Annotated in this window: 21 protein-coding genes and 1 pseudogene; 12 read left to right on the top strand and 10 right to left on the bottom strand. The window is 68.4% G+C overall.

The features are described 5' to 3' along the window. Window positions 1–82: 82 nt before the first annotated feature. Window positions 83–829 carry a helix-turn-helix domain-containing protein gene (locus QFZ47_RS05315; protein WP_307654654.1) on the bottom strand — a complete coding sequence of 249 codons (747 nt, stop codon included), beginning with the start codon at window positions 827–829 and terminating at the stop codon, window positions 83–85. 203 nt (window positions 830–1,032) lie between these two features. Between QFZ47_RS05315 and QFZ47_RS05320 the strand changes: the two genes are divergently transcribed. From QFZ47_RS05320 to QFZ47_RS05355, 8 genes are all read left to right on the top strand, one after another. Next, a complete protein-coding gene (locus tag QFZ47_RS05320) occupies window positions 1,033–2,193 on the top strand; it encodes an NAD(P)/FAD-dependent oxidoreductase (RefSeq protein WP_307654655.1) in 1,161 nt (386 codons plus the stop codon). Between the two features lie 33 nt (window positions 2,194–2,226). Then, window positions 2,227–3,672 (top strand): M81 family metallopeptidase, encoded by a 1,446-nt coding sequence (locus QFZ47_RS05325; RefSeq protein WP_307654656.1) that lies wholly within the window; start codon window positions 2,227–2,229, stop codon window positions 3,670–3,672. 137 nt (window positions 3,673–3,809) lie between these two features. Beyond that, window positions 3,810–5,390 (top strand): ABC transporter substrate-binding protein, encoded by a 1,581-nt coding sequence (locus QFZ47_RS05330; RefSeq protein ID WP_307654657.1) that lies wholly within the window; start codon window positions 3,810–3,812, stop codon window positions 5,388–5,390. Window positions 5,391–5,411: 21 nt separating this feature from the next. Continuing rightward, window positions 5,412–6,347 (top strand): ABC transporter permease, encoded by a 936-nt coding sequence (locus tag QFZ47_RS05335; protein ID WP_307654658.1) that lies wholly within the window; start codon window positions 5,412–5,414, stop codon window positions 6,345–6,347. Between the two features lie 7 nt (window positions 6,348–6,354). Next, complete coding sequence (locus QFZ47_RS05340) at window positions 6,355–7,263, top strand: ABC transporter permease (protein WP_307654659.1); 909 nt, start codon at window positions 6,355–6,357, stop codon at window positions 7,261–7,263. A gap of 8 nt (window positions 7,264–7,271) precedes the next feature. Continuing rightward, a complete protein-coding gene (locus QFZ47_RS05345; protein WP_307654660.1) occupies window positions 7,272–8,312 on the top strand; it encodes an ABC transporter ATP-binding protein in 1,041 nt (346 codons plus the stop codon). After that, window positions 8,309–9,307: an ABC transporter ATP-binding protein gene (locus tag QFZ47_RS05350; RefSeq protein ID WP_307654661.1), complete on the top strand. Its 999-nt coding sequence runs from the start codon at window positions 8,309–8,311 to the stop codon at window positions 9,305–9,307. Before QFZ47_RS05345 ends, QFZ47_RS05350 begins: the two co-directional genes overlap by 4 nt. 341 nt (window positions 9,308–9,648) lie before the next feature. Further along, window positions 9,649–11,109: an N-acyl-D-amino-acid deacylase family protein gene (locus tag QFZ47_RS05355; protein WP_307654662.1), complete on the top strand. Its 1,461-nt coding sequence runs from the start codon at window positions 9,649–9,651 to the stop codon at window positions 11,107–11,109. Between the two features lie 6 nt (window positions 11,110–11,115). On the opposite strand, the gene QFZ47_RS05360 is transcribed toward QFZ47_RS05355, so the two are convergent. The 5 genes from QFZ47_RS05360 to QFZ47_RS05380 all read right to left on the bottom strand — a co-directional run bounded on the left by QFZ47_RS05360 (window position 11,116) and on the right by QFZ47_RS05380 (window position 15,141). After that, entirely contained in the window at window positions 11,116–11,328 is a 213-nt protein-coding gene (locus QFZ47_RS05360; protein ID WP_307654663.1) for a hypothetical protein, read from the bottom strand. Between the two features lie 135 nt (window positions 11,329–11,463). Further along, on the bottom strand, window positions 11,464–12,381 hold the full coding sequence (locus QFZ47_RS05365) for a ZIP family metal transporter (RefSeq protein WP_307654664.1): 918 nt from the start codon (window positions 12,379–12,381) through the stop codon (window positions 11,464–11,466). 106 nt (window positions 12,382–12,487) lie between these two features. After that, the gene (locus QFZ47_RS05370) at window positions 12,488–13,387 is read right to left on the bottom strand and encodes a dienelactone hydrolase family protein (protein ID WP_307654665.1); all 900 of its coding nucleotides are present in this window, start codon (window positions 13,385–13,387) and stop codon (window positions 12,488–12,490) included. A gap of 108 nt (window positions 13,388–13,495) precedes the next feature. After that, window positions 13,496–14,233: an aspartate/glutamate racemase family protein gene (locus QFZ47_RS05375; protein ID WP_307654666.1), complete on the bottom strand. Its 738-nt coding sequence runs from the start codon at window positions 14,231–14,233 to the stop codon at window positions 13,496–13,498. A gap of 20 nt (window positions 14,234–14,253) precedes the next feature. Further along, on the bottom strand, window positions 14,254–15,141 hold the full coding sequence (locus QFZ47_RS05380; RefSeq protein WP_307654667.1) for a transporter substrate-binding domain-containing protein: 888 nt from the start codon (window positions 15,139–15,141) through the stop codon (window positions 14,254–14,256). A gap of 234 nt (window positions 15,142–15,375) precedes the next feature. On the opposite strand from QFZ47_RS05380, the gene QFZ47_RS05385 reads away from it, so the two are divergent. Further along, entirely contained in the window at window positions 15,376–16,587 is a 1,212-nt protein-coding gene (locus tag QFZ47_RS05385; protein WP_307654668.1) for a D-amino acid dehydrogenase, read from the top strand. 14 nt (window positions 16,588–16,601) lie between these two features. Here QFZ47_RS05385 and QFZ47_RS05390 read toward each other — a convergent pair whose 3' ends face one another. Genes QFZ47_RS05390 through QFZ47_RS05400 form a run of 3 tightly spaced genes read right to left on the bottom strand, consistent with a single transcriptional unit; the run spans window position 16,602 to window position 19,769 of the window. Further along, window positions 16,602–17,504 carry a LysR family transcriptional regulator gene (locus QFZ47_RS05390; RefSeq protein ID WP_307654669.1) on the bottom strand — a complete coding sequence of 301 codons (903 nt, stop codon included), beginning with the start codon at window positions 17,502–17,504 and terminating at the stop codon, window positions 16,602–16,604. 7 nt (window positions 17,505–17,511) lie between these two features. After that, the gene (locus QFZ47_RS05395; protein WP_307654670.1) at window positions 17,512–18,810 is read right to left on the bottom strand and encodes a M20/M25/M40 family metallo-hydrolase; all 1,299 of its coding nucleotides are present in this window, start codon (window positions 18,808–18,810) and stop codon (window positions 17,512–17,514) included. Continuing rightward, entirely contained in the window at window positions 18,807–19,769 is a 963-nt protein-coding gene (locus QFZ47_RS05400) for a LysR family transcriptional regulator (protein ID WP_307654671.1), read from the bottom strand. The genes QFZ47_RS05395 and QFZ47_RS05400 overlap by 4 nt, the downstream gene beginning before the upstream one ends. 84 nt (window positions 19,770–19,853) lie before the next feature. On the opposite strand from QFZ47_RS05400, the gene QFZ47_RS05405 reads away from it, so the two are divergent. Further along, complete coding sequence (locus QFZ47_RS05405) at window positions 19,854–21,395, top strand: MFS transporter (RefSeq protein ID WP_307654672.1); 1,542 nt, start codon at window positions 19,854–19,856, stop codon at window positions 21,393–21,395. A 38-nt stretch (window positions 21,396–21,433) separates the two neighbouring features. Here QFZ47_RS05405 and polA read toward each other — a convergent pair. Then, window positions 21,434–24,257 (bottom strand): annotated as a pseudogene (polA, locus tag QFZ47_RS05415) (DNA polymerase I). A gap of 96 nt (window positions 24,258–24,353) precedes the next feature. Between polA and QFZ47_RS05420 the strand changes: the two are divergent. Together QFZ47_RS05420 and QFZ47_RS05425 are read left to right on the top strand one after the other, a co-directional pair. Next, window positions 24,354–24,719: a hypothetical protein gene (locus QFZ47_RS05420; RefSeq protein ID WP_307654673.1), complete on the top strand. Its 366-nt coding sequence runs from the start codon at window positions 24,354–24,356 to the stop codon at window positions 24,717–24,719. Window positions 24,720–24,762: 43 nt separating this feature from the next. After that, window positions 24,763–25,809, top strand: coding sequence for a homoserine kinase (locus tag QFZ47_RS05425; RefSeq protein ID WP_307654674.1), 1,047 nt, complete (start codon window positions 24,763–24,765; stop codon window positions 25,807–25,809). Window positions 25,810–25,815: the final 6 nt, after the last annotated feature.

Consider the following 25,815-nt stretch of genomic DNA (forward strand, 5'->3'; position numbering starts at 1 on the left):
GAGTGATTGGCGGGCGCCAGCATAGCGGCCCTCGCCAGGATTCGCGCGCAAATCGGCGACAGCAGGACAGCGCGGCGAAGCGTCAGGCGCCGCGGCCTCGCGCGGCTTTCTTCGCGACGGCTGCTGGCCTGGATTTGGGCCGGGGTTTGGGCAACACCTTTCCCACCGGACCGGATGCAGGCGCTTCGCGCGCCGACCTCATGTGCCCGCTCTCCGCCGTGGTCATGCCCACGATCTTCGCGAGCTGCCGGCTCACGCTCACATAGGCGTGGCCCATGCGGCTGTCGAAATACAGCGAATCGCCGCGCGCCAGATGCACCACTTCTCCGTTGTCGAAGTGCACCTCGATCTCGCCCGACAGCACATAGGCGAATTCCTCGCCCGAGTGCCGAACGAAGTCTTCCGGGCCATGGATGCGGCGCGCATGCACGGTGCCCACGATCGGGCTCATCTGCTTGCCGGCCGCCGTGGTGCCGAGGAATTCGTAGGCGATCGACAGGCCGCGGTACACCACGCCCTTGCCGGCGCGCGTGACCACCGGCCCGTCGAGCTGCGCGGGCTTGACGCCGGCGCCCGCGAACATGGCGTTCATGTCCATCTCCAGCGCGCGGCCGAGCGCGGTGAAGTTCTCGTAGCCCAGTGCCAGCTGCCCGCGCTCGGCGCGCGAGATGGTGGTAATCGACACGCCCGAGCGCTCGGCCAGCTGCGCCAGCGTCCAGCCGAAGCGCTTGCGCGCGGCGCGCAGGCGATGGCCGAAAGTGGTGCGGTCCAGCGTGGGCGCCTCGTCCTTCGGCCTTGTCCCCGGCTTGGTCCCTGTGTGTGGATTCACGCTTGGCTTTCTCTTTTAGTGCAGCGCAATTCTGCCAGCCCGGTGCCGCGCCATCCACGTTGACCCGCGTGACGCAGGCCCGGAAGTTGCGTATACGCAAATTGCGTTGACGCAAATTTCACCGATGCGGTGCACCATGGTTTCCCCTTGGTGCCTTCTATTTAATTTGCGTATCCGCAAATTTCTACCTACACTTTTCGCCGATGACTGCAAACTCTCCAGCGCCCGTGGTGGCCGACTACCTTGTAATTGGCGGCGGCATTGCCGGGGCTTCGGTGGCCCATTGGCTCGCGCCGCATGCCCGCGTGATCCTGCTCGAACGCGAAGCCCAGCCGGGCTACCACTCCACCGGCCGCTCGGCCGCGCTCTTCATGGAAAGCTATGGCACGGCGCAGGTGCGCGCCCTCACCATGGCGAGCCGCGCCTTCCTCGAGCATCCGCCCGAAGGCTTTTCCGAGCACCCGCTGCTCACGCCGCGCGGCGCGATGATGGTCGCGAGCAAGGAACAGCTGCCGGAACTCGAAGCCCACTGGAACGTGCTGCGCGCCATGAACACCGGCGCCACGCGCCTGGGCAGCGAAGAGGCGCTCGCGATGGTGCCCGCCCTGCGGCCCGGCCAGGTGGCCGGCGCCGTCTACGAGCCCGATGCCGCCGACATGGACGTGCATGCCATCCACCAGGGCTACCTGCGCGGCATGCGGCAGGCCGGCGGCAAGCTGGTGTGCGATGCCGGCGTGACGGCCATCGAACGCATCGGCGGCCACTGGCGCGTGACGGCCGGCGGCGGCGTCTACGAAGCGCCGGTGCTGCTCAACGCCGCAGGGGCCTGGGTCGACACCATCGCGCAGCTTGCCGGCGTGCAGCCCATCGGCATCGAGCCGCGCCGGCGCTCGGCCTTCATCTTCGCGCCGCCCGAAGGCAGCAGCGTCGCGCACTGGCCCATGGTGTTCGGTGCCGACGAAGGCTGGTACATCAAGCCCGACGCCGGCATGCTGCTTGGCTCGCCGGCCAACGCCGATCCGGTCGAGCCGCAGGACGTGCAGCCCGAGGAGCTGGACATCGCCTTCGCGATCCACCGCATCGAGGAAGCGACCACGCTCACCATCCGCCGCCCCACGCGCACCTGGGCCGGCCTGCGCTCCTTCGTGGCCGACGGCGACCTGGTGGGCGGCTTCGATCCAGATGCGCCGGGCTTCTTCTGGGTTGCGGCGCAGGGCGGCTACGGCATCCAGACCTCGGCGGCGATGGGCGAAGCCTGCGCAGCGCTGGCACGCGGACTGCCGCTGCCCGAGCGCATCGCGGCCTTTGGGCTCACGGCCGAGATGCTCGGGCCGCAGCGCCTTCGCACCGCTGCAGCCGGCTGACAAGAACACTCCCACAACCACAGAGACAAACCTATGCGAGTTTTCAGCGCCTCCCTCGCCACCGAAACCAACACCTTCGGCCCGATGCCGACCGGCCTCGCCTCCTTCAAGGACCGCGGCCACTTCCCGGCCGGCAAGCACCCGGATGCGATGACGCTGTTCTCCGGCCCGCTGTGGGCTGCGCGCATGCGCGGTGCGGACAAGGGCTGGGAGCTGTTCGAGGGCATGGTGGCCGGCGCGCAGCCCAGCGGCACGACCACGCGCCACGCCTACGAAACGCTGCGCGAGGAATTGCTGGCCGACCTGCGCGCGGTGCTGCCGGTCGACATGGTGCTGCTCGGCCTGCACGGTGCGATGGTGGCCGACGGCTACGACGACTGCGAAGGCGACCTGCTGGCACGCGTGCGCAAGATCGTCGGGCCCGACGTGGTCATCGGCGCCGAACTCGATCCGCACAACCACCTGACGCCCGAGATGATCGGTAACGCCGACCTGATGATCTCGTTCAAGGAATATCCGCACACCGATGTGCTCGAACGCGGACTGGAGCTGGTGGACATCTGCGCCGCGATGGCCGAAGGCAAGGTGAAGCCGGTGGCCGCGGTGGTCGACTGCGACATGATCGTCACCGTGCACACCTCGCGCGAACCGGCGCGCGGCTTTGTCGAGCGCATGCAGTCGCTGGAGGGCAAGGACGGCGTACTGTCGATCTCGCTCACGCACGGCTTCTCATGGGGCGACGTGCCCGAGATGGGCACCAAGGTGCTGGTCTACACCGACGGCGACCAGGCCAAGGCCGATGCGCTGGCGCGCCAGCTTGCCGATGAAGTCATCGCCATGCGCGACGGGCTCGCGATCGACTACCCGAGCATCGATGCCTCGCTCGACGAAGCGCTGGCCTTCGATGGCGGCCCGGTGGTGCTGTCCGACGGCGCCGACAACCCCGGCGGCGGCGCGGCCAGCGACTCCACCTTCATCGTGCGCCGCATGGTCGAGCGCGGCATCACGAACGCGGCCATCGGGCCGATGTGGGACCCGATCGCGGTGCGCATCGCCTTCGATGCGGGCGTGGGCGCGAAGCTCGCGATGCGCATCGGCGGCAAGATCAGCCCGTTGTCGGGCGACCCGATCGACCTCGACTGCACCGTGAAGGCACTGCAGCACGACCTGGTGATGACGGGCCTGGCGGGCACGCCCACGCTGATGGGCGACAGCGCACTCGTCGAGGCCAACGGCATCGAGATCGTGCTGATCACGCTGCGCAACCAGGCCATGGGCACCGACCTGTTCACGCAGCTGGGCTGCGACCTGGCCGCGAAGAAGATCATCGTGGTGAAGTCTTCACAGCACTTCTACGCCTCTTACTCGAAGGTCGCGAAGCACGTGATCTACGCCGGTGCGCCAGGCGCCGTGACGCTCGACCTCAACACCCTGCCCTACCGCAAGGCGCGCCTGCCCAAGTGGCCGATCACGGCATGACCCCCAGGCTTGCCCACTTCGTGTGGCCTCCAACCCCCTTCCAGGGGGCAACACCAGCGGCCCGGCAAAGCCGGTTCCGCGGTGTTTCGCGAATGAATCTGGCCCGCTTCTTTTCAGCCTCTATCGGAGTACCGACGATGAAACGACGAACGCTTGCAGCCCTTGCCGCCCTGGCGCTTTCCGCCGCGTGTCTGCCGGCGCTCGCCCAGACACCGGCGCCCAAGACGCTCAAGGTGGTGGCGCATGCCGACCTGAAGATCCTCGACCCGACCTTCACCACCGCCTACATCTCGCGCAACTTCGGCTACATGGTGTACGACACGCTGTTCGCGCAGGATGCGAACGGCAAGCCGCAGCCGCAGATGGCCGAGAAGTACACCAGCTCCAAGGACGGCAAGCAGTGGAGCTTCACGCTGCGCCCGGGCCTGAAGTTCTCCGACGGCGCCGCCGTGACCTCGGCCGACGCCATTGCCTCGCTGCAGCGCTGGGCCGCGCGCGACAGCATCGGCCGCGCCATGGTGGCGGGCGGCGCCGAGTGGAAGGCGGTGGATGCGCGCACCTTCACGCTCACGCTCGCCGAGCCCTCCGGCCTGGTGCTCGAGGGGCTGGCCAAGCCGTCGAGCTTTCCGCCGGTGATCCTGCCCGAGCGGCTCGCGAAGATGCCCGCGACGGCGCCGCTGCCCGAGGTGATCGGCTCGGGCCCCTTCATCTTCAAGCGCGACGAATGGGTGCCGGGCAACAAGACCGTGTTCGTGCGCAACCCCGACTACGTGCCGCGCAGCGAACCGCCGAGTGGCCTGGCCGGCAGCAAGAAGACCACCTTCGACCGCGTGGAATGGCTCTACCTTCCCGACGCCAACAGCGCCATCGCGGCGCTCAAGCGCGGCGAGGTCGACCTGGTGGAGCAGGTGCCGCCCGACTACATCGCGCCGCTGCGCACCGACCCCGGCGTGAAGATCGGCTCGGGCGGCACCTACCAGGGCTTCCTGGTGATGAACCACCTGCTGCCGCCCTTCAACAACCCGAAGGTGCGCCAGGCGCTGCTGCAGGCCGTGAGCCAGGAACGCATCGTCGCGGCCATGGGCTATCCGCTGGACATGCGCATGGCCTACTGCCAGACCTACTTCATCTGCGGCAGCCCCAACGACACCGCCGCGGGCGCCGAGCCCTACCGCAAGGCCGACGTGGCCAAGGCCAAGAAGATGCTTGCGGACGCCGGCTACAAGGGCGAGAAGGTCACCCTCCTGGTGCCGAGCGACGTCACCTACCTCAATGCCGAGGCACTGATGGCCGCGCAGACCATGCGCAGCATCGGCATGAACGTCGACGCGCAGACCATGGACTGGGCCTCCATCGGCGCGCGCCGCGCCAAGCGCGACGCACCGGAGGCCGGCGGCTGGAACATGTACGTCACCGTGGCCGGCGAGTTCGACGTCAACTCGCCGATCACCAACGCCTACCTGAGCGCGGCCTGCGGCAACACGCTGCCCGGCTGGCCCTGCGACAAGCCGCTCGACGAGCTGCGCAACGCCTGGCTGAAGGAAACCGTGCCGGCCAAGCGGCGCGAAATTCTCGACGCGTTCCAGGCCCGCGCCTACGAAGCGGTGCCCTACATCAACGCAGGCCAGTACACGGCCGCGTTCGCCGCGCGCGCCAGCCTCAAGGGGACCGACAAGCTCTGGGCCGGCATGCCGACGGTCTGGATGCTCGACAAGTAACCGGCATCGCACGGCTGCACCATGGGCTACATCCTCCGACGATTTCTCTCGACGCTGCCCGTGATGGCAGTGGTGGCGGTGGTGGTGTTCCTGCTGATCCACCTTTCGCCGGGCGACCCGGCGGCGTTGATCGCGGGCGACCTTGCCTCCGTCGAAGACATCGAGAAGCTGCGCGCCGCGCTGGGCCTGAACCTGCCCCTGTGGCAGCAGTTCGCGATCTGGCTGGGCAAGCTCTTCACGGGCGATCTCGGCACCTCGATCTTCACGCAGGTGCCGGTGGTGCAGCTGCTCGCTCAGCGGCTGGAGCCCACGGTGTCGATCGCGGTGCTGACCATGGCGCTCACGCTGGTGCTGGCGGTGCCGCTGGGCACGCTCGCGGCCTACCGCGCGGGCAGCTGGATCGACCGGCTCGTGATGCTGTTCGCGGTGCTCGCGTTCTCGGTGCCGGTGTTCCTGGTGGGGTACCTGCTGATCTACGCTTTTGCGATCCAGCTGCCGTGGTTCCCGGTGCAAGGCTACGTGCGCCTCTCCGACAGCCCCGGGCAATGGCTGCGCGGGCTGGTGCTGCCCTGCGTGAACCTGGCGCTGGTGTACATCGCGCTCGTCACCCGCATGACGCGCGCCACGGTGCTCGAGGTGCTGCACGAGGACTACATCCGCACCGCGCGCGCCAAGGGCCTGGGCGTGCTGCCGGTGCTGGGCCATGCGCTGCGCAACGCGGCCATTCCCATCGCCACCACGGTGGGCGTGGGCATTGCGCTCTTGATCGGCGGCGTGGTGGTGACGGAGACGGTGTTCGCCATTCCGGGCGTGGGCCGCCTCGTGATCGATTCGGTGCAGCGCCACGACTACCCGGTGATCCAGAGCGTGCTGCTGCTGTCGGCCGGCGTGTACGTTCTGATCAACCTGCTGATCGACCTGAGCTACCGCCTGTTCGATCCGCGCATCACGTACTAGACGACCCATGTCCACCGTACTTCCGATGAGTGAAAACCACCTGCCCGCGCCGCCCGCCGCCGCGGCCGATGACGCGCCCTTCGTGCCGCCGCGCTGGCGCTGGGTGCGCAAGCATCCGACGCTGATCGTCGGCGGGCTGCTGCTGGTTGCGGTGGCCGCGGTCTCCATCGCCGCGCCCTGGATCGCCACCTTCGATCCGCAGGACATCGACCCGCTCGCGCGCATGCAGCCGCCTTCGGCCGAGCACCTGTTCGGCACCGATGCACTCGGCCGCGACGTGTTCAGCCGCGCCGTGTGGGGCGGGCAGGTGTCGATGATCGTGGGCGCCTCGGTCGCGCTGCTCGCCACCTTCTTCGGCGTGCTGATCGGCCTCTTCGCGGGCTTCGTGCGCTGGGCCGACGGGCCGGTGATGCGCGTGATGGACGGGCTCATGGCCATTCCCGGCATCCTGCTCGCCATTGCGCTCATGGCGGTGACGCGCGCCAGCCTCACGACGGTGATCGTCGCCATCACGGTGCCCGAGATCCCACGCGTGGTGCGGCTGGTGCGCTCGCTCGCGCTCACCTTGCGCGAGCAGCTGTATGTCGAGGCGGCGCATGCGGTCGGCACGCGGCTGCCGGTGATCCTGCTGCGCCACGTGCTGCCCAACATGGTGGCGCCGCTGATCGTGCAGTCGACCTTCGTGGCCGCCGCCGCGGTGCTGACCGAAGCGGCGCTCTCCTTCCTTGGCGTGGGCGTGCCGGCGCAGACGCCGAGCTGGGGCAACATGATGGCCGAGGGCCGCAACTTCGTGGCGGTGGCGTTCCACATCATCCTGTACCCGGGGCTGCTGCTGGCGGCCACGGTGCTGGCGATCAACCTGCTGGGCGACGGCCTGCGCGATGCGCTCGACCCGCGCCTGGCGCGGCAGCTATGAGGCCGTCCATGGCACCCATGTCCCACCTCGCGCTCGCGCCCGGCGAGCCCCTGCTCGAAGTCGACAACCTGCGCACGTATTTCCACACGCTGGCTGGCGTGGTGCGTTCGGTCGATGGCGTTTCCTACACCGTGCGCGCCGGGCGCACGCTCGGCGTGGTCGGCGAATCGGGCTGCGGCAAGAGCGTGACCGCGCTCTCGATCCTGCGGCTGGTGCCCACGCCGCCGGGCCGCCACATGGGCGCGGTGCGCCTGCGCGGCACCGACCTGATGCAGCTCAGCGAGCGCGAGATGCGGCAGATCCGCGGCAACCGCATCTCGATGATCTTCCAGGAGCCGATGACCTCGCTGAACCCGGTGCTCACCGTGGGCCGGCAGATCGCCGAGACGGTGCAGCTGCACCAGAAGGCCAGCCGTGCCGAAGCGCTGCAGCGCGCGGTGGAAATGCTGCGCGTGGTGCAGATTCCCGAGCCCGAGCGGCGCGTGAACGAGTACCCGCACCAGCTCTCGGGCGGCATGCGCCAGCGCGTGATGATCGCGCTGGCCCTGGCCTGCAACCCCGAGGTGCTGATCGCCGACGAGCCCACCACCGCGCTCGACGTGACGATCCAGGCGCAGATCCTCGACCTCATCAAGCGGCTGCAGAAGGATCTGGGCATGGGCGTGGTGATGATCACGCACGACCTCGGCGTGGTGGCCGAGAGCTGCGACCGCGTGGTCGTGATGTATGCCGGCAAGAAGGTGGAAGAAGCCGACGTGGTCGACCTGTTCGACCGGCCGCTGCATCCCTACACACGCGCGCTGATGGCCTCGATGCCGTCGATGAACACAGCGAGCACCCGGCTGGCCGAGATCCCGGGGCTGGTGCCGGCCGCGCACGAGCTGGGCCGCGGCTGCGCCTTTGCGGCGCGCTGCAGCCATGCGCGCGAACGCTGCCGCGCCGAGACACCGCAGCTCACGCTGCAGGGTGGCGACCACGTGGTGGCCTGCTTCGCCGTCGAAGAACAATGGGCTCCCATCGGCCAGGCGGCCGGCGAGGTGATGGCATGACCACGACAACCGCAGCCCCGCTGCTCCAGGTGCGCAACCTGCGCAAGCATTACATCTCGCCCAAGCGGTGGCTGCGGCCGGCAAGGCCCGCGATCCAGGCGGTCGACGGCGTCTCGTTCTCGGTGGCGCGCGGCGAAACGCTGTCGCTGGTCGGCGAATCGGGTTGCGGCAAGACGACCACCGCCAAGTCGGTGATGCGGCTGGTCGAGCCGACTTCGGGTTCGGTGCAGCTCGAAGGCGAAGAGCTGTTGACGCTTTCTTCCAACGAGATGCGGCTGCGCCGGCGCCAGCTGCAGATCATCTTCCAGGACCCGTATGCCTCGCTCAACCCGCGCCTCACGGCCGGCGACATCGTGGCCGAGCCCATGCGCAACTTCAGCAACTTCGGCACGGGCACGGCCGCCGAGCGGCGCGAGCGCGTGCAGTGGCTGTTCTCGCGCGTCGGCCTGCGGCCCGAGGCAGCGAAGAAGTATCCGCACGAGTTCTCGGGCGGGCAGCGGCAGCGGCTGGGCATTGCGCGCGCACTGGCGCTCAACCCCAAGCTGATCGTCTGCGACGAGCCGGTGTCGGCGCTCGACGTGTCGGTGCAGGCGCAGGTGGTGAACCTGCTGATGGACCTGCAGGCCGAGTTCGGCATTGCCTACCTGTTCGTCGCGCACGATCTTGCCGTCGTGCGCCACATCAGCCACCGGGTGGCGGTGATGTACCTCGGCCACATCGTCGAGATCGCGGACCGCAACACGCTGTTCTCCGCGCCGCGCCATCCGTACACGGAGATCCTTCTCTCGGCCGTGCCCGTGCCCAACCCGCGCACGCCGGCGCGCCGCATGCTGCTGCAGGGCGATCCGCCGAGCCCCGCGAATCCGCCTTCGGGCTGCCGCTTCCATACGCGCTGCCCGATGGCGCAGGCGGTGTGCAAGGAACAGGTGCCCGAACTGACCGAGCGGCCCTCGTCTTCCAACGGCGGGCATTGGGTGGCTTGCCACTTTCGCTGAGGTGAAAACTTGGACGCCGCTTGTTCAGGGCATCGCTCCCGCCGATGGGGCACCTTGCTCCGCGAATGTCCTCCGGCCTGCGGCCTCCCCCTTGATTTCGCTGCGCAAGGCACCCCATCGGCGGGTGCGTTGCAAAGAGCGGCGGTTGATCAGCGGTACACCACGAGCGTGCCCTGTGCACAGGGCATCGGGTGCTCCCCGCAGCGAAATCAAGGAGGAGGCCGCAGGCCGGGGGACATTCGCGGAGGGGAGTACCCGGTGTCCTGTGCACGCACCCCGAACAAAAACAACAGCGCCCCGAACAAGAGCACAGAAGAAACAACACCTGAAAGGATCGACACATGAGCGAACCCCTCCCCCACTACGACCTGCTGATCCGCGGCGGCACCGTGATCGACGGCACCAAGGCGCCGCGCTTCGATGCCGACGTGGGCATTGCGCGCGGCCGCATTGCTGCCATCGGCAATCTCTCAGGCCACACGGCCGACCGGACGCTCGACGCCACCGGCCGCATCGTCGCGCCGGGCTTCATCGACTCGCACACGCATGACGACCAGGCCGTCCTGTCGCAGGCGCAGATGCCGTTCAAGGTTTCGCAGGGCGTGACCACGGTGATCGCGGGCAACTGCGGCATCAGCGCCGCGCCGCTACGCGAAGACATGGAACTGCCGATGCCGCTGAGCCTGCTCGACTCGCCGGCCGCCGGCCGCTTCACCACCTTCGCGGCGTACCTCGATGCACTGCGCGCCACGCCTTCGTCAGTGAATGTGGCCGCGATGGTCGGCCACTCGACCTTGCGCGCCGTGGTCATGTCCGACCTCGACCGCCCTGCGGACGACACCGAGATTGCCGCGATGCAGGCGCTGGTCGAAGAGGCGATGCAGGCGGGCGCGATCGGCCTTTCGACCGGCACCTTCTATCCGCCCGCGGTGAAGGCGACGACCGAGGAGATCATCGAGGTCAGCCGCCCGCTCACCTCGCGCAAGGCGCTCTACGTGACGCACATGCGCGACGAGGCGGACCACGTGATGGAGTCGCTGGAGGAAACCTTCCACATCGGCCGCGCCCTCGGCATTCCGGTGGTGGTGTCGCACCACAAGGTGCAGAACGTGCAGAACTTCGGCAAGAGCAAGGTCACGCTGCCCTTCATCAAGGAAGCCATGCAGCACCAGTGCATCGGGCTCGACTGCTACCCGTACACGGCGGGTTCCACCATGATCCGCACCGACCGCGGCATGATGGACGGCCGGGTGCTCATCGCGTCGAGCGTGCCGCACCCCGAGTGCGCGGGCCGCGACCTGAAGGACATCGCGGCCGAATGGGGGGTATCGGGCGAAGAGGCGGCGAAGCGGCTTTCGCCCGGCAGCGCGATCTATTTCATGATGGACGAGGACGACGTGCAGCGCATCCTCGCCTTCGAAGACACCATGATCGGCTCCGACGGCATTCCGCTCGGCGAGAAGCCGCATCCCCGGCTGTGGGGCACCTTTCCGCGCGTGCTCGGCCACTACAGCCGCGACGTCGGCCTGTTTCCGCTGGAGACGGCGGTGTGGAAGATGACGGGGCTCACGGCGCGCAACTTCGGGCTGCACGAGCGCGGCACCTTGAAGCCGGGCCACCACGCCGACGTGGTGATCTTCAATGCGGCCACGGTGCGCGACACTGCGAACTACGAGACGCCGACACGGGCGGCCGAAGGCATCGATGCGGTGATCGTGAACGGCGCCATCACCTGGCAGCACGGCGCGCACAGCGGCGCGCGCAACGGACAGGTGATCACGAGGCGCGAAGAAGCGGCCTGACGAGGATCAATCGGGGGCGTTCACCACGCGGTCGAACTCTTCGTCGGCCGGGACGTTGTCGGCGTCGAGCTCGCTCGCATCGGTGAGATCGATGCCCGTTTCCTCCGACAGGTCATCGGAGATTTCGCTGTCGGTTTCCTCGAAATCGTCGGCTGGCGTGTTGTCGTCGTCTTCGTCGGACGACGAGGCGGAACGCGCGGTGGCGTCGACGTTGATCATGATCGGCTCCTCAGGCTGAATACTGGACGAACCCCTATAGTGCGCCTGTTTCGGCCATCCCGGTTCACCTGAAGCGCGGCGTCGGTGTCGGAAAGTTTCCCGTCCTGCGCCGCCGGGCCTTGCCGGTCCCCGCTCTCAATCCTTGTGGACGTGGCCGTGTTCCCCGTGGCCTTCGTCGTGGCCATGGTCGCCATGCCCGTGCTCGCCGTGCGCCAGCCGGCTCACCAGCGAAACCAGCGCAATGCCCACCACCAGCCACACGATCTGCGCCGCGGTCTGCCGCGCAGGCAGCCGCTTCTGCAGCTGGGGAATCAGGTCGGCCAGGGCCACATAGACGAAGCTGCTGCTGGCCAGCACCAGGAAGTACGGCAGCCAGCCGTGCAGCTGATCGACCAGCCACCATCCCACGATGCCGCCGAGCATGGTCATGGTGCCGGCGAGCGACACCTTGACCAGCGCCGCGCGCTGGTTGGCCGAGCTCTGGCGCAGCACGACCAGGTCGCCGATGTGGTGCGGAACCTCGTGCGCCAGCACGGCAACGGCCGCCACCAGGCCGAGGCGGAGGTCCGCGATGAAGGCCGACGCGATCAGGATGCCATCGCCGAAGCAGTGCACGCTGTCGCCGGTGAGCACGGCCCAGCCGCCGCCCGTGCGGGGCGCATGGCTGTGCGCATGGCCATGGGCGTGGGCATGGCCGTGATCGCCGTGATCATGGCCGCCTGCCGCGTGCCCGACCGGTCCGGGCATCGCGTCGCCGTGGTGGTGCTCATGCCCGTGGTGCCAGAGCTCGGCCTTGTCGAGCAGGAAGAAGAACACCAGGCCGAACAGCAGCACGCCGAACAGCAGCGCGGGCTCGATGCGGCTTTCGAAGGCTTCGGGCAGCAGGTGCATGAACGCGGTGGCCAGCAGCGCACCCGCGGCCAGGCTCAGCAGGTGCTGCGAATTGACGCCGCCCGACCCGTTGCGCACGCCCACGCGCAGGAGCAACGCGGCCAGCCACACGCTCCCGATGCCGGCAACCAGGGTCGCCGCGATGATCACTATCAAATTCATAGCTGCTTGCGCAATGTCGATGGGCAATCGATGCCCGATACCGTTCATAAAAAGAGAAAGGCCGTCACGGGGACGGCCTTCGGCGGTGAGTGGCTGCCAGTTGTCGTCAGATGACGCCATTGGCTTTGAACCAGGCCGTGGCGCGCTGCCATCCGTCTTCGGCCGCGTTCTTCACGTAGCTCGGACGATAGTCGGCATGGAACGCATGGCCTGCTTCGGAATACACGACGAAGCTCGAAGCCTTGGCCGCCGGGGTTCCGGTGGCCAGGGCCGCTTTCATCTTATCAACCGTGTCAAGGGGGATGCCCTGGTCCTTGCCGCCGTAGAGGCCGAGCACGGGCGCCTGCAGGCTGGCCGCGACATCGATCGGGTGCCTGGGCGTGAGTTCGCTCGGCTGGCCGACCAGCCGCCCGTACCAGGCCACGCCGGCCTTGACCTTGCCGGTGGCTGCATAAAGCCACACGAAGCGCCCGCCCCAGCAGAAGCCGGTGATGCCGGCCTTGGCTGTGTTGCCGCCGTTGGCCGATGCATACGAAAGTGCGCCATCGAGGTCAGCCAGCACCTGCGCATCGGACACCTTGCTCACGATGTCGGCCTGCAGCTTGGGAATGTCGGTGTAGCCACGCGGATCGCCCTGGCGCGCATAGAGTTCGGGCGCAATGGCCAGGTAGCCGAGCTGGGCGAAGCGGCGGCAGGTGTCGGCGATGTATTCGTGCACGCCGAAGATTTCCTGGATCACCAGGATCACGGGCAGGCCGGTCTCCCCGGCCGGCGCGGCCGCATAGGCGGGCACCTCGAAGCCATTGACGGTGTACTTGACCGGCCCGGCTTTCAGGCCCTCGGCCGAGGTGCGAATGGCGGTCTGCGCCACGACGGGCATGACCGCGGCGGCGTAGCCCACGCCGATGGCGGCCTTGAGCGCGGTGCGCCGCGTGGCGCCCTGCTCTGTGCTCTGGCCGGGGCGAAGCGAATCGAAATCGGAACGGCTGTCGTCGCGAAGGGACATGGGTACGGCTCCAGTTGAATCGTCGGACAAAGGGGCATGCGTGAAAACGCACGCCGCAATGTAGGCGAAATCAGCGCGGCCCGGCTGCCGGCAGGGTTGATGCCCCGCTCAGGCGCGATAGGCGCGACGGGCCAACGCAGCGGCCAATACCTGCGCCGGATCCACCAGCCTCAGCCCGGCCACGGCGGCCGAACCCTGCAGCCCGAGCGGCACCTCGGTGCAGCCCATGATGATGGTGACCGGCCCGTGGCGTTGCGCGAGCTGCAGCGCCACCTGCGAAAAGCACGCTTCGGCGAGCTGCATGTTGCCCGCCTTGACGCCCTCGAAGATGCCGCGCGTGATGATGCGGCGCTCTTCGGCCAGCGGCACATGGCAGTCGAGCCCCGCTTCGGCCAGTGCCTGTTCGTAGAGCCGCACGCGGTAGGTGCCTTCGGTGGCCATCAGCGCCACGTTGCCCGCATCCTGTGCCGCCAGATGCTGCGCCACCTCGCGCGCCATGTGCAGCAGCTCGACCTGCGGAAAGCGCTCCTGCAGCCGGGCATGCCACGCATGCGCGGTGTTGCAGGCAATGGCCACCGCCTGGCTGCCCAGCGCCGCAAGGCGCCCGAGCGCCTGCAGCATCGGCTCGAGCGGTTGGTGCGCGCCGCTCTCGGCCGAGCCCAGCGCATCGGTGCGGTCGGGCACCGGCACCTGCGCGAGCCAGTGCTCCGGAAAGGACTGGTCCCGCACCGGCTCCCCGCGCGCGCGCATTTGCTGCGCGCAGGCCTGCACGAACAGCCGGACGAAGTCGGCCCCCGCCGCGGGGCCCATGCCGCCCAGGATGCCAACTACGTTCGTCGAAGCCATTGATTGCGTCCGTCCGCGGGTCAGGTCGCCGGCTTATCGGAGGGCGCCTTGATGTTGTCCTTGAGCTGCTGGCTCATCGGCAGGTTCAGCGGCACGTTCTTCGGCGGGATCGGCGACATGAACCACTTGGTGTAGAGCTTCTCGAACTCGCCGCTCTTCATCATGCCGATGAAGGTGTCGTCCACCAGCTTCTTGAAGGCCGGATCGTCCTTGGGCAGCATGCAGGCATAGGGCTCGACCTGCAGCGCCTCGCCCACCACCTCGTAGTCGGCCGGGTTCTTGGCATTGGCGATCAGGCCGAACAGCAGGATGTCGTCCATGGCAAAGGCCACGGCGCGGTCGCTCTCCACGAGCAGGAAGGCGTCGGCGTGGTCCTTGCCGAGCACGATGTCCATGTCGAGATTCTTCTCGGTGTTGTACTTGCGCATGACCAGCGCGTTGGTGGTGCCGGTGGTGCTGGCCACCGTCTTCTTGGCCAGGTCGGCGTAGTCCTTGATCTTCGAGGACTTCTTCACCAGCAGCCGCGTGCCTGTGTAGAAATGGTTGACGGCAAAGGCCACGTCCTTGCCGCGCGCGCTGTTGTTGGTGGTGGAGCCGCACTCCAGGTCGACGGTGCCGTTGGTGATCAGCGGAATGCGGTTCTGCGAGGTCACAGGCATCAGCTGCACCTGCAGGCCGGGCTTGCTGAGCTTCTTCTTCACCGCCTCGACCACGGCGTTGGAGAGTTCGACCGAGAAACCGATCGGCTTGTTGGGGCCGTCCAGGTAGCTGAAGGGCACCGACGACTCGCGGTAGGCGAGCGTGATCTTGCCGGACTCGGCGATCTTGGCCAGCGTATCGGCGGCCTGGACGCCGGTGGCGGAAAGCAACACCACGGCAGCGGCGGCCATCAATGCGGAGAGTTTCATGCGAGCCTTCTTCAGATTGGTTGAACGGAGCGGCCAGTGTAAGAAGGAGTGACACACCGCGACAATTCCAATTGAACCCTAGGCCATACCCAAAGGTTATGGGTTAGGAAAACGCAGGCGGCAAGGCATGCGCTTTGGCTATGGCCCACCGCGCTTTTGGCATTTCCGGCCGGCGCGGCGCCCACCTACAGTCGATGCTGTCCCCTCTTCACCCTCTCCCGGAAAGTTGCCTCCATGCATGTGTGTGTGCTCGGCGCCGGCATCGTGGGCCTGGCCACCGCCTGGCAGCTCGAACGCCGGGGCCACCAAGTCACGGTGATCGACCGCGCTGTCCCCGGCGCGGGCGCCAGCGGCGGAAACGGCGCACAGCTGAGCTACTCGTACGTGCAGCCGCTGGCAGATCCATCGATCTGGAAGCAGCTGCCCAAGCTGCTGCTCTCGCCCTCGTCGCCGCTCAAGCTGCGGCCCCAGCTCGACCCGCTCCAGTGGCGCTGGGGCCTAGCCTTCCTGGCGGCCTGCAATGCGCAGACCTCGCGCAGCACCACCGCCCAGCTGCTCGCGCTGGCCGCGCTGAGCCGCGCCGGCTTCGAGGCGATGCAGGCCGACGTGGCGCCCGACTGCGACTTTTCCGCCACCGGCAAGCTGGTGCTGTACGCCAGCGCGGCCTCGCTCGACGGCGCAGGCGCGCAGCTCGAACTGCAGCGCGCCATGGGCAGCGAGCAGCGCATCGTCTCGCCCGACGAATGCGTTGCCATCGAGCCCGCGCTCGCGGACTACCGCGGCCAGATGGCGGGCGCGGTCTACACGCCCAGCGAATGCGCGGCCGACTGCCTCAAGGTCTGCGCCGAACTGCAGCGGGTGCTCGGCGCGCGCGGCGTGCGCTTTCTGCTCGGCACCGACGTGCACGGCTTTGCGCACAGCGAAGGCCGGCTGGCTGCGGTGAACACCAGCGCAGGCGACATCGAGGCCGATGCCTTCGTGATGGCGCTGGGCTCGGCCTCGCACAGGCTCGGGCGCGCACTGGGCGCCTATCTGCCGGTGTATCCGCTCAAGGGCTACAGCATCACGGTGGAGGTCGACCCCTCGCCAGGTGCCGCGCCGCGCGTGAACGTGACCGACAGCGCGCGCAAGGTGGTGTTCGCGCGCATCGGCTCGCGGCTGCGCGTGGCGGGCATGGCCGAACTGGTGGGGCACGACGCGAGCATTCCGGCCACCCGCATCGAGACGCTGGCCGCCGCCACGCGCGCGCTGTTCCCGCATGCAAGCCGGCTGGAAGAACTGCATCCCTGGACCGGCATGCGGCCGGCCACGCCCAAGGGGCTGCCGATCATCGGGCGGCTGCCGAGCGCGCCGGCGAACATGCTGTTCAACACGGGCCACGGCGCGCTGGGCTTCACGCTGGCTTTCGGCTCGGCGCTGAAGATCGCCGGGGCGCTGCCCGCCTGAGCCTGCCCCGGGGGCTACATTGCTTCCTGGATCGCCTGCTGCATGCAGCGCGTGATGCCGCGCACCGCGACCGAGTCGGGCCGGCCCGCGAAGCGCAATGCGCGAACCGGCACGGGGATGTGCGGCTCCAACGCCAGCACGTCGACCTTGGCACGGTCGGCCGAGCGTGCCGTGCAGCCATCGACCAATGCGACGCCGAGCCCGTGGTGGGCCATGGCCAGCGCCGCGTGGTAGGTCTGCACCGTGACCACCGCCTGCTGGAAGCCGACGCCCGCCTGGCGGCAGGCCTGGCTCAGGCTGGTGCCCACCGGGTCGCGGCTGTCCAGGCCGATCACCGGCCGGTCGACCAGGTCGTGCAGCGCCACCGAACCGTTGCGCACCAGCGCGCGCGCAAGCATGCCCTTGGGCGCGATGCACACCATGCGCGTGTCGGCCAGCGTCTCCTGCGTGAGCGAGGGATGCACCGCGGGGCTGAAGACAAAACCCACGTCGGCCTCCTGCAACAACAGCGCCGACATGATCTGCGGCGAGTGCAGCGACTCGACGGTGATCGCATAGCCCGGATGCTTCTCGCGAAAGGCCTTGAGCGCGCGCGGCAGCACCTCGTAGCTCAGCGCCAGCACGCTCAGGATGCGCAGCTCGCCGGTGTCGCTGCCCGCGCGCAGGTTGGCCGCGAGGCGCTGCACCTCGTCGAGCTGCGCAAACAGCCGCTCGATGTGCGGATACAGCGTGAGCGCCTCGGTGGTGGCCGTGAGCCGGCCCTTGGCGCGCTGGAACAGCGGAAAACCCAGCTGCAGCTCGGCATGCTGCAAGGTGCGGCTCACCGCCGGCTGCGTGATGTTGATGAGCCGCGCCGCCGCGCTCACGCTGCCCGTGAGCATGATCGCGTTGAAGACCTCGATGTGGCGCAGGCGCATGGCCGGCTCAGTTGCCTGCGACCTTGCTGTGCGAAAGATCCATCACCATGCGCGTTGCAAGATAGAGCCTCGGCTCGATGGAATCGACCAGCACGTATTCGGCATCGGCCGAATGCGCGCCGAAGCCCTGCAAGCCGAAGCGCTCGACCACTGGCGCCTTGGTCTTGAGCGCGGCAAAGGCGGCATCGGTGCCGCCGCCGGCCACCTTGTCGTCGGCGCCCAGCGGCCGGCCGAGCTCGTCCTTGTATATCTGCTGCGCATGCTTCGCGAGCGCGAGCGAGGCATCGGTGGCCTCGAGCGGCGGACGGCGGCGCTCGAACTTCATCTCGACCTTGGCTTCGGGAATCAGCTGCTTCTTCACGCGCTCCTGCACCTGCTGTTCGATGCGGTCGTAGTCGCTCACTTTGAGCACGCGCACGTCGGCGCCCGCGGTGGCGCTGGCCGGAATCACGTTGCGGTTGCTGCCCGAGCGCGAGATGGTCCAGTTCATCTTGAGGCCCGTGGCGGGGTCCGACAGGTCGCGCATCTGCAGGATCTGGTGCGACAGCTCGTAGAGCGCGTTCACGCCCAGCTCCGGCGCCGAGCCCGCATGCGATGCCTTGCCCGTGACGTTCAGCGAAACCGAGGCAATGCCCGCAGTGGCGAGCGAGAGCTTGTCTTCCTTGACCGATGCGCCTTCGAACGACAGCACCGCGTCGTGCTCGCCGCCCAGCCGCGTGATGAGCGCGCGCGAACCCGGCGAACTGATTTCCTCGTCGCCGTTGATCAGCACGGTGAGCGTGCCGTAGTCCTTGAACTTCAGCGCCTGCAGCATCGCGACCGTGTGCGTGATGACCGCCACGCCCTGCTTGTCGTCGGCAATGCCCAGGCCATAGGCCTTGTCGCCTTCGACGCGGAACGGCTGCTTGTTGAGCATGCCCACGGTGTAGACCGTGTCCATGTGCGCGATGAGCATGATTTTCTTCTTGCCCGTGCCCTTGAAGGTGGCGCGCACGGCCCTGCCGATCTTCTCGGGCGTGTCTTCCATGCGGTAGGCCTCGGCGCTCGGGTCGATCAGCTCGACCTCGCCGCCCATGGCTTTGAATTTCGCGGCGATGAGGTCGGAGATCTTCTCGAGGCCCTCGAGGTCGCGGCTGCCCGATTCGATCGAGACCAGCTCCTTGAGCGTCTCGAGCAGAGCGGGCTTTTCCTTGGCGGCCAGCGAGGCGATGCGGGTATCGGGCGCGGCCAACGCGGCCTGGCACGCCGCGGCGATCAGGCAGGCGCAGCCCAGGCGGCGCCAGGATCGGACGGGAAACGGATTCATGGGTGGCTTCCTTGTGTTTTTCTATGCCGCGCGGCGGGTACCGGGCGGTCCCGGCATTCTTCCATGCATGCCGGCATGACAGCGATCAGCGCATCCACCGCGCAGCGCGTCTTCGCAGGCATGTGGTGCGACCGGGGCCATAGCACATGGATGGGCATGGGCGCTGCATGGTGGTCGGCCAGCACGCGCTCCAGCTGACCGGATTGCACATAGCGTGCCAGCAGCCAGTTCGGCAGCCAGGCCACGCCCGCGCCGGCGATGGCCGCGTCGGCCACGGCTTGCAGGTCGTCCAGCCTTGCACGCCACGGCAGTTGCACGGTCTGCAGGTGCCCCTGCGGATCGCGCAGCGCCCAGACCTGCGAGCGGCCGGGGCCGCAATAGTCGATGCCCCGGTGATGCGCGAGCGCGGCGACGCCGGCGGGCCGGCCGAAACGCGCCAGGTAGGCCGGCGCGGCGGCCAGCACGATGGTCTGCTCGCCGAGGCGGCGGGCCACCAGCCGGTCGCTGTCGGGCAGTTCGCCGATGCGAACGGCGAGGTCGTAGCCTTCCTGCAGCAAGTCCACCGCGCGGTCGCTGATGGAGACGTCCACCTGCAGCTGCGGGTGGTGGTCGATCAGGCCCAGCAGTGCCGGCGCCGCGTAGTGGTGGCCGAAGGCCAGCGGCACGCTGGCGCGCAATCGGCCGCGTGGCTCGTGCCGGCCGCTTTCGAGGCCTGACTCTGCGGCCTCGAGTTCGGCCTGCGCGCGCAGGCAGTGCTCGTAGTAGGCCTGCCCCTCCTCGGTCAGGCTCTGGCTGCGGGTGGTGCGCTGGAGCAGCCGCACGCCGAGCCGCGCCTCCAGCCGCGCCAGCGCCTTGCCCACGGCCGAACGCGTGAGGTTCAGCCGCTCGCCCGCGAGCGTGAGGCTGCCGCTTTCCACCACCTCGAGGAAGGTCTGGATGCCATCGAAACGGTCGGTCATGGTCCGGAATTGTGCCCGCAGATTCCCGAATCCACCGAACCGATGTCGCCAATGCGGAAGACGTTTCCCATCAAGATGGGCCGCATGACACCGACCACCCTCCTCCGCTCCCCGTCCCGGGATGCCGCGGCGCTCGCCGCCGTCTGCCTCGTTGCCCTGATGTTCGGGCTCGAGATCTCCAGCGTGCCCGTGATCCTGCCGGCCCTCGAGCAGGTGCTGCATGCCGACTTCCAGGACGCGCAATGGATCATGAACGCCTACACCCTGGCCTGCACCTCGGTGCTGATGGCCGCCGGCACGCTGGCCGACCGCTACGGCCGGCGCCGCGTACTGGTGGCGAGCCTGTGGCTGTTCGGCCTGGCCTCGCTGGCCTGCGGCTGGGCGCCGAGCGCGCCGCTGCTGATTGCCGCGCGCTTTGCGCAAGGCGTGGGCGCCGGCGCCATGATGATCTGCCAGTTCGCGATCCTCTCGCAGCAGTTCCGCGAGCCGGCGGCGCGCTCGCGCGCCTTCGCGGTCTGGGGCGTGGTCGCGGGCATCGGGCTCGGCTTCGGGCCGCTCGCGGGCGCCGCGATCGTGGCGCTGGCCGACTGGCGATGGGTCTTCCTGGTGCACGCGCCGCTGGCGCTGCTCACGCTGGGCCTGGTGCGTGCCAGCGTGCGGGAATCGCGCGATCCCGACGCGCACCGGCTCGACCTGGCCGGCATGCTCACGCTGACGTTCGCGGTGTTCGCGCTGGTCTACTTCGTCACGCTGGGCACGGCACGGGGCTTCGCCAACCCGCTCGGGATGGTGCTGCTCGCCGCGGCGGTGCTGGGCCTCGCGCTCTTCGTCGCCGCCGAGCGGCGCAGCGCGCATCCCATGTTCGACTTCTCGGTCTTCCGCATCCACCGCTTCAACGGCGCGATGATGGGTTCCATAAGCATGAACTTCAGCTTCTGGCCCTTCATGATCTACCTGCCGATCTACTTCCAAGCCGCGCTCGGCTACGACGTGATGCGCGCTGGGTGGGCCCTCCTGGCCTACACGCTGCCCACGCTGCTGGTGCCGCCTGCGGCCGAGCGTCTCGCGCTGCGCCACGGGGCCGAGCGCGTCATTCCTGTCGGCCTCGGCCTGATGGCCGCCGCCTTCCTGCTCATGGCCGCGGGCAATGCGCGCGGCAGCGACGCGGCGGTGATCGCCGCCTGCCTCGCGGCCGGCATTGGCCTCGGCCTCACGAACTCGCCCGTCACCAACACCAGTACCGGCTCGGTGGCCGCCGCGCGCGCCGGCATGGCCTCGGGCATCGACTTCAGTGCGCGGCTCATCACGCTGGCGGTCAACATCGCGCTGATGGGCTTCGTGCTCGTGAGCGGCATCGCGCGCCACCTGGGCGAAGCGGGCCTGCGCGCCGGGCCTGCAGAACGGCTGCAACTCGCGCAGGACGTGGCGGCGGGCAAGCTCGATATCCTGCCGGCCACGGCCGCCTCCGCGCTCGCGCAGACGGCCCTGCGCCAGGGCTTCGGCGACGTGATGCTCTATGCCGGCATCGGCGTCGGCCTGCTGGCGCTCGCGAGCCACGCCTTCTTCCGCCGCAGCCGCCGCGCGCCCGCATCGGCCGCGGCCCTGCCGCAAGCCTGCGCCGATTGAAAGTCCGCGCGCCGCGGACGCTTCGGGGGCCGTCGCGTCTAGTGCGCCTTGTCCCAGTTGGGACCGATGCCGATCTCGGCCAAGAGCGGCACCTTGAGCTCGGCCACGCCGGCCATCAGGCGCGGGATCTCGGTGCGCACCCATTCGACCTCGGCCTCGGGCACCTCGAACACCAGTTCGTCGTGCACCTGCATGATCATGCGGGTGGCGCGCTTTTCTTCGTCAAGCACGTTCTGTACCTTGATCATGCTGAGCTTGATCAGGTCGGCGGCCGTGCCCTGCATCGGCGCGTTGATGGCCGCGCGCTCGGCGCCGCCGCGGCGCGGGCCGTTGGGCGAATTGATCTCGGGCAGGTAGAGGCGCCGGCCGAACACGGTCTCGACGTAGCCCTTCTCCTTGGCCAGCGCCTTGGTCTCGTCCATGTACGCCTTCACCCCCGGATAGCGCGCGAAGTAGCGTTCGATGTAGGAAGCCGCGGCCTTGGTCTCGATGCCCAGGTTGCGCGCCAGGCCGAAGCTGCTCATGCCGTAGATGAGCCCGAAGTTGATCACCTTGGCATAGCGGCGCTGCTCGCTCGACACCTGATCGGGCGTGGAGCCGAACACCTCCGCCGCGGTGGCGCGGTGCACGTCGATGCCTTCCCTGAAGGCGCGCAGCAGCGATTCGTCGCCGCTGATGTGGGCCATGATGCGCAGCTCGATCTGCGAGTAGTCGGCGCTCGCGATCACGCTGCCGGCCGGGCGCGATGAAGGCTTCGCGCACGCGGCGGCCTTCGGGCGTGCGGATCGGAATGTTCTGCAGGTTGGGATCGTTGCTCGACAGGCGCCCGGTCACCGCCACCGCCTGCGCATAGTGCGTGTGGACGCGGCCGGTGCGCGGGTTGGCAAGCTGGCCGAGCTTGTCGGTGTAGGTGCCCTTGAGCTTGGACAGCCCGCGGTGCTCGAGGATCTTGGCCGGCAGCGGATAGTCCTCGGCCAGTTTCTCGAGCACTTCTTCGTCCGTGCTCGGCGCGCCGCTCGGCGTTTTCTTGACCACGGGCAGGCCCAGCTTGGTGAAGAAGATCTCGCCGATCTGCTTGGGTGAACCGAGATTGAAGGGCTGGCCCGCGATCTCGTAGGCCTCCTGCTCCAGCGCCATGATGCGCGTGCCGAGTTCATGGCTTTGCGCCGCGAGCGTGGGCGCATCGATCAGCACGCCGTTGCGTTCGACGCGGTAGAGCGCCTCGCTCGAATCCATCTCGAGCTGGTAGATGAAGCGCAGCTTCTCGTCGCGCTCGATCTGGGGCCACAGCGTCAGGTGCACGTCGAGCGTCTGGTCGCTGTCCTCGCACGAATATTCGGCGGCCTTGGCGATGTCGACCTGGCTGAACGGGATCTGGTGCGCGCCCTTGCCGCACAGGTCCTCGTACGAGATGCCGCTGCGCCCCAGGTGGCGTTCGGCCAGGCTCGCAAGGCCGTGCGGCCGGTGCGCCTCGAGCACATAGCTCTGCAGCATGGTGTCGTGCGCATAGCCTTGCACCTCGATGCCGTGGTTGGCGAGCACATGGCGGTCGTACTTGATGTGCTGGCCGAGCTTTTTCTTCGCAGGGTTTTCGAGCCAGGGCTTGAGCCTGGCGAGCACTTCGTCGATGGGCAATTGGGCGGGCGCATCGGGGTAGTTGTGCGCGAGCGGAACATAGGCCGCCGCGCCGGGCTCGACGCTGAAGCTCAGGCCGACGATGCGCGCGACCATCTCGTCGAGCGAGGTGGTCTCGGTGTCGATGGCGGCCAGCTCGGCGGCCTCGAGCTTTGCAAGCCAGGCGTCGAGCTGCTCCCAGGTGGTGATGGTCTCGTACTGGAGGTTGCTCGCGGGCGACGCGGCCTCCATCGCGCCGAGGTTGGTCGATTCATCGAACAGCCCGCCCTGGTCGCTGCTTGCCGCGGCCCCGCGGGCCAGTTGCTTCTTGATGTCTTCCTCGATCAGCTCGGGCGGCACTTCCAGCGCCTCGATCGACTTGACCAGGCTCTTGAAGCCGAACTTCTCGTAGAAGGGCTTGAGCTCGGCGGTCTGCGGCGCACCCACCGGCAGGCCTTCGAGCGAGGGCAGGCCGGCGACATGCGCAGCCAGGTCGCAATCGGTGCGGATCGTGACGAGGCGCTTGCTCAAAGGCAGCTTGTCAAGGGCCTTGCGCAGGTTCTCGCCGGCCTGGCCCTTCACCTCGGCGGCGCGTTCGATCAGCGCGTCGAGCGAACCGTATTCGAGCAGCCATTTGGCAGCCGTCTTCGGGCCTACCTTCTCGACGCCGGGCACGTTGTCGACCGCATCGCCCACCAGCGTCTGGTAGTCGATCATCAGGTTGGGAGGCACGCCGAATTCCGTCGTGACCCCTGCCACGTCGCGCCTCTTGCCGTTCATCGTGTCGATGATGGTGATGTGCTCGTCCACCAGCTGGCTCAGGTCCTTGTCGCCACTCGAGACGATCACCTCGATGCCCTGCTGCGCCGCGGTCTTGGCCAGCGTGCCGATCACGTCGTCGGCCTCGATGTCGGGCACGCAGAGCACCGGCCAGCCCATCAGCTTGACCACCTCGTGGATGGGGTCGATCTGGCTGCGCAGATCGTCGGGCATGGGGGAGCGGTTGGCCTTGTATTCGGGGTACAGGTCGTCGCGGAAGGTCTTGCCGGGCGCATCGAAGATGCAGGCCGCGTAGTCGGCGCGCACCTCGCGGCGCAGCGCCGTCATCATGTTGATCATTCCGCGGATGGCGCCGGTCGCGGGGCTCTTCGGGTCGCCGGGCACGGCCCGCAGGTCGGGCATGGCATGGAAGGCGCGGTAAAGATAGCTCGAGCCATCGACGAGCAGCAGCGTTTTCTTGTCGGTCATCGGGCCATTTTGCCGTGCCCGGACCGGCATTCCGAACCACGCCGGCAAGCGCCGCCCGCCGACACCGCAAAGCGGGCCCGCGCCTACAATCCCTGCATGCCTAGCCCCACACTCCTGGTCGCCCGCCGCATCCTGCTGGCGCTGGCCTTTGCTGTTCCCGTTGCCGCCGTCCAGGCGCAGCCCGCGCCCGCCGCAACGCCTGCGCCGGGCGAGCCGCTACAAAATCAGGAGCAGGCCGACGGCCGCCGCAACCAGAAGGTCGAGCACATCCACACGGAAGACAGCGGCGCCTCGGTCGACGAGGTGCGCTACGGCGGCCGCACGCAGAGCATCGCCGTGAAGCCCAAGGCCAACGTGCCGGGCTACGAAGTGCGGCCCAACGATCCAGGTGCCCGCACGGGTTCGGGCGATGCCAACTCGAACGGCAACGGCGCCCGGGTCTGGAACGTGATGAAGTTCTGACCGTGCCGCGCCTTCCATCTGCAGCAAGACGCTGAGCACCGCCATGGCAGTTTTTACCGAAGTCGAATTCGGCGAGGCAGACGCGCTCGTGCAGCGCCTGGGCCTGGGCCCCCTGCGCGAGCTGCGCGGCATCGAGGGCGGCATCGAGAACACCAACTACTTTGCGACCGCCGAGAGCGGCGAGTTCGTGCTGACGCTGTTCGAGCGCCTCCATGCCGAGCAGCTTCCCTACTACCTTTGTCTCATGAAGCACCTGGCGGGCCGCGGCCTGCCGGTGCCGGAGCCCGTGGCCGACCCGGCCGTGCAGCCGCCCTCGGGCCATGCGCTGACGATTCCCGCGAATGCCCCGTGCGAGCTGCTGCTCAAGGTGGCGGGCAAGCCGGCCGCGCTGGTGCAGCGGCTCTCGGGCCGCAGCGAACTGGCGCCGGGCACCGCCCATTGCGCCGAGCTGGGTGCCATGCTGGCGCGCATGCACTTGGCCGCGCGCGACTTTCCGCGCATCCAGCCGAATCTGCGCGGCCTCGCGTGGTGGAACGACACCGTGCCGGTGGTGCTGCCCTACGTCGGCGAATCGCAGGCAGCACTGCTGCGCGCCGAGCTCGCGTATCAGAACCACATTGCCGAATCGTCGGCCTACGCGGCGCTGCCGCGCGGCCCCGTGCATGCCGACATGTTCCGCGACAACGTGATGTTCGCCACCGGCGAGCCCGCCGGCGCGGCGCCGCGGCTCACCGGCGTGTTCGACTTCTATTTCGCGGGCACCGACGCCTGGCTGTTCGACCTGGCCGTGTGCCTGAACGACTGGGCCATCGATCTCTCGACCGGCGAACACATTGCCGAACGCGCCGACACGCTGCTCGCAGCCTACGAAACCGTGCGCCCGCTGAATGCGGCCGAGCGCGCCCTGCTGCCCGCCATGCTGCGCGCCGCGGCGCTGCGCTTCTGGATTTCGCGGCTGTGGGACTTTCACCTGCCGCGCGAAGCCAGCATGCTGAAGGCGCACGATCCGGCGCACTTCGAACGCGTGCTGCGCGAGCGCGCCACCCATCCGCATGCCATGGCGCAGTCGCTCGAGCCGCTGCCCGCCTGATCCTCG

This window comes from Variovorax paradoxus (assembly GCF_030815975.1).
Classification (GTDB): Bacteria; Pseudomonadota; Gammaproteobacteria; order Burkholderiales; family Burkholderiaceae_C; genus Variovorax; species Variovorax paradoxus_N.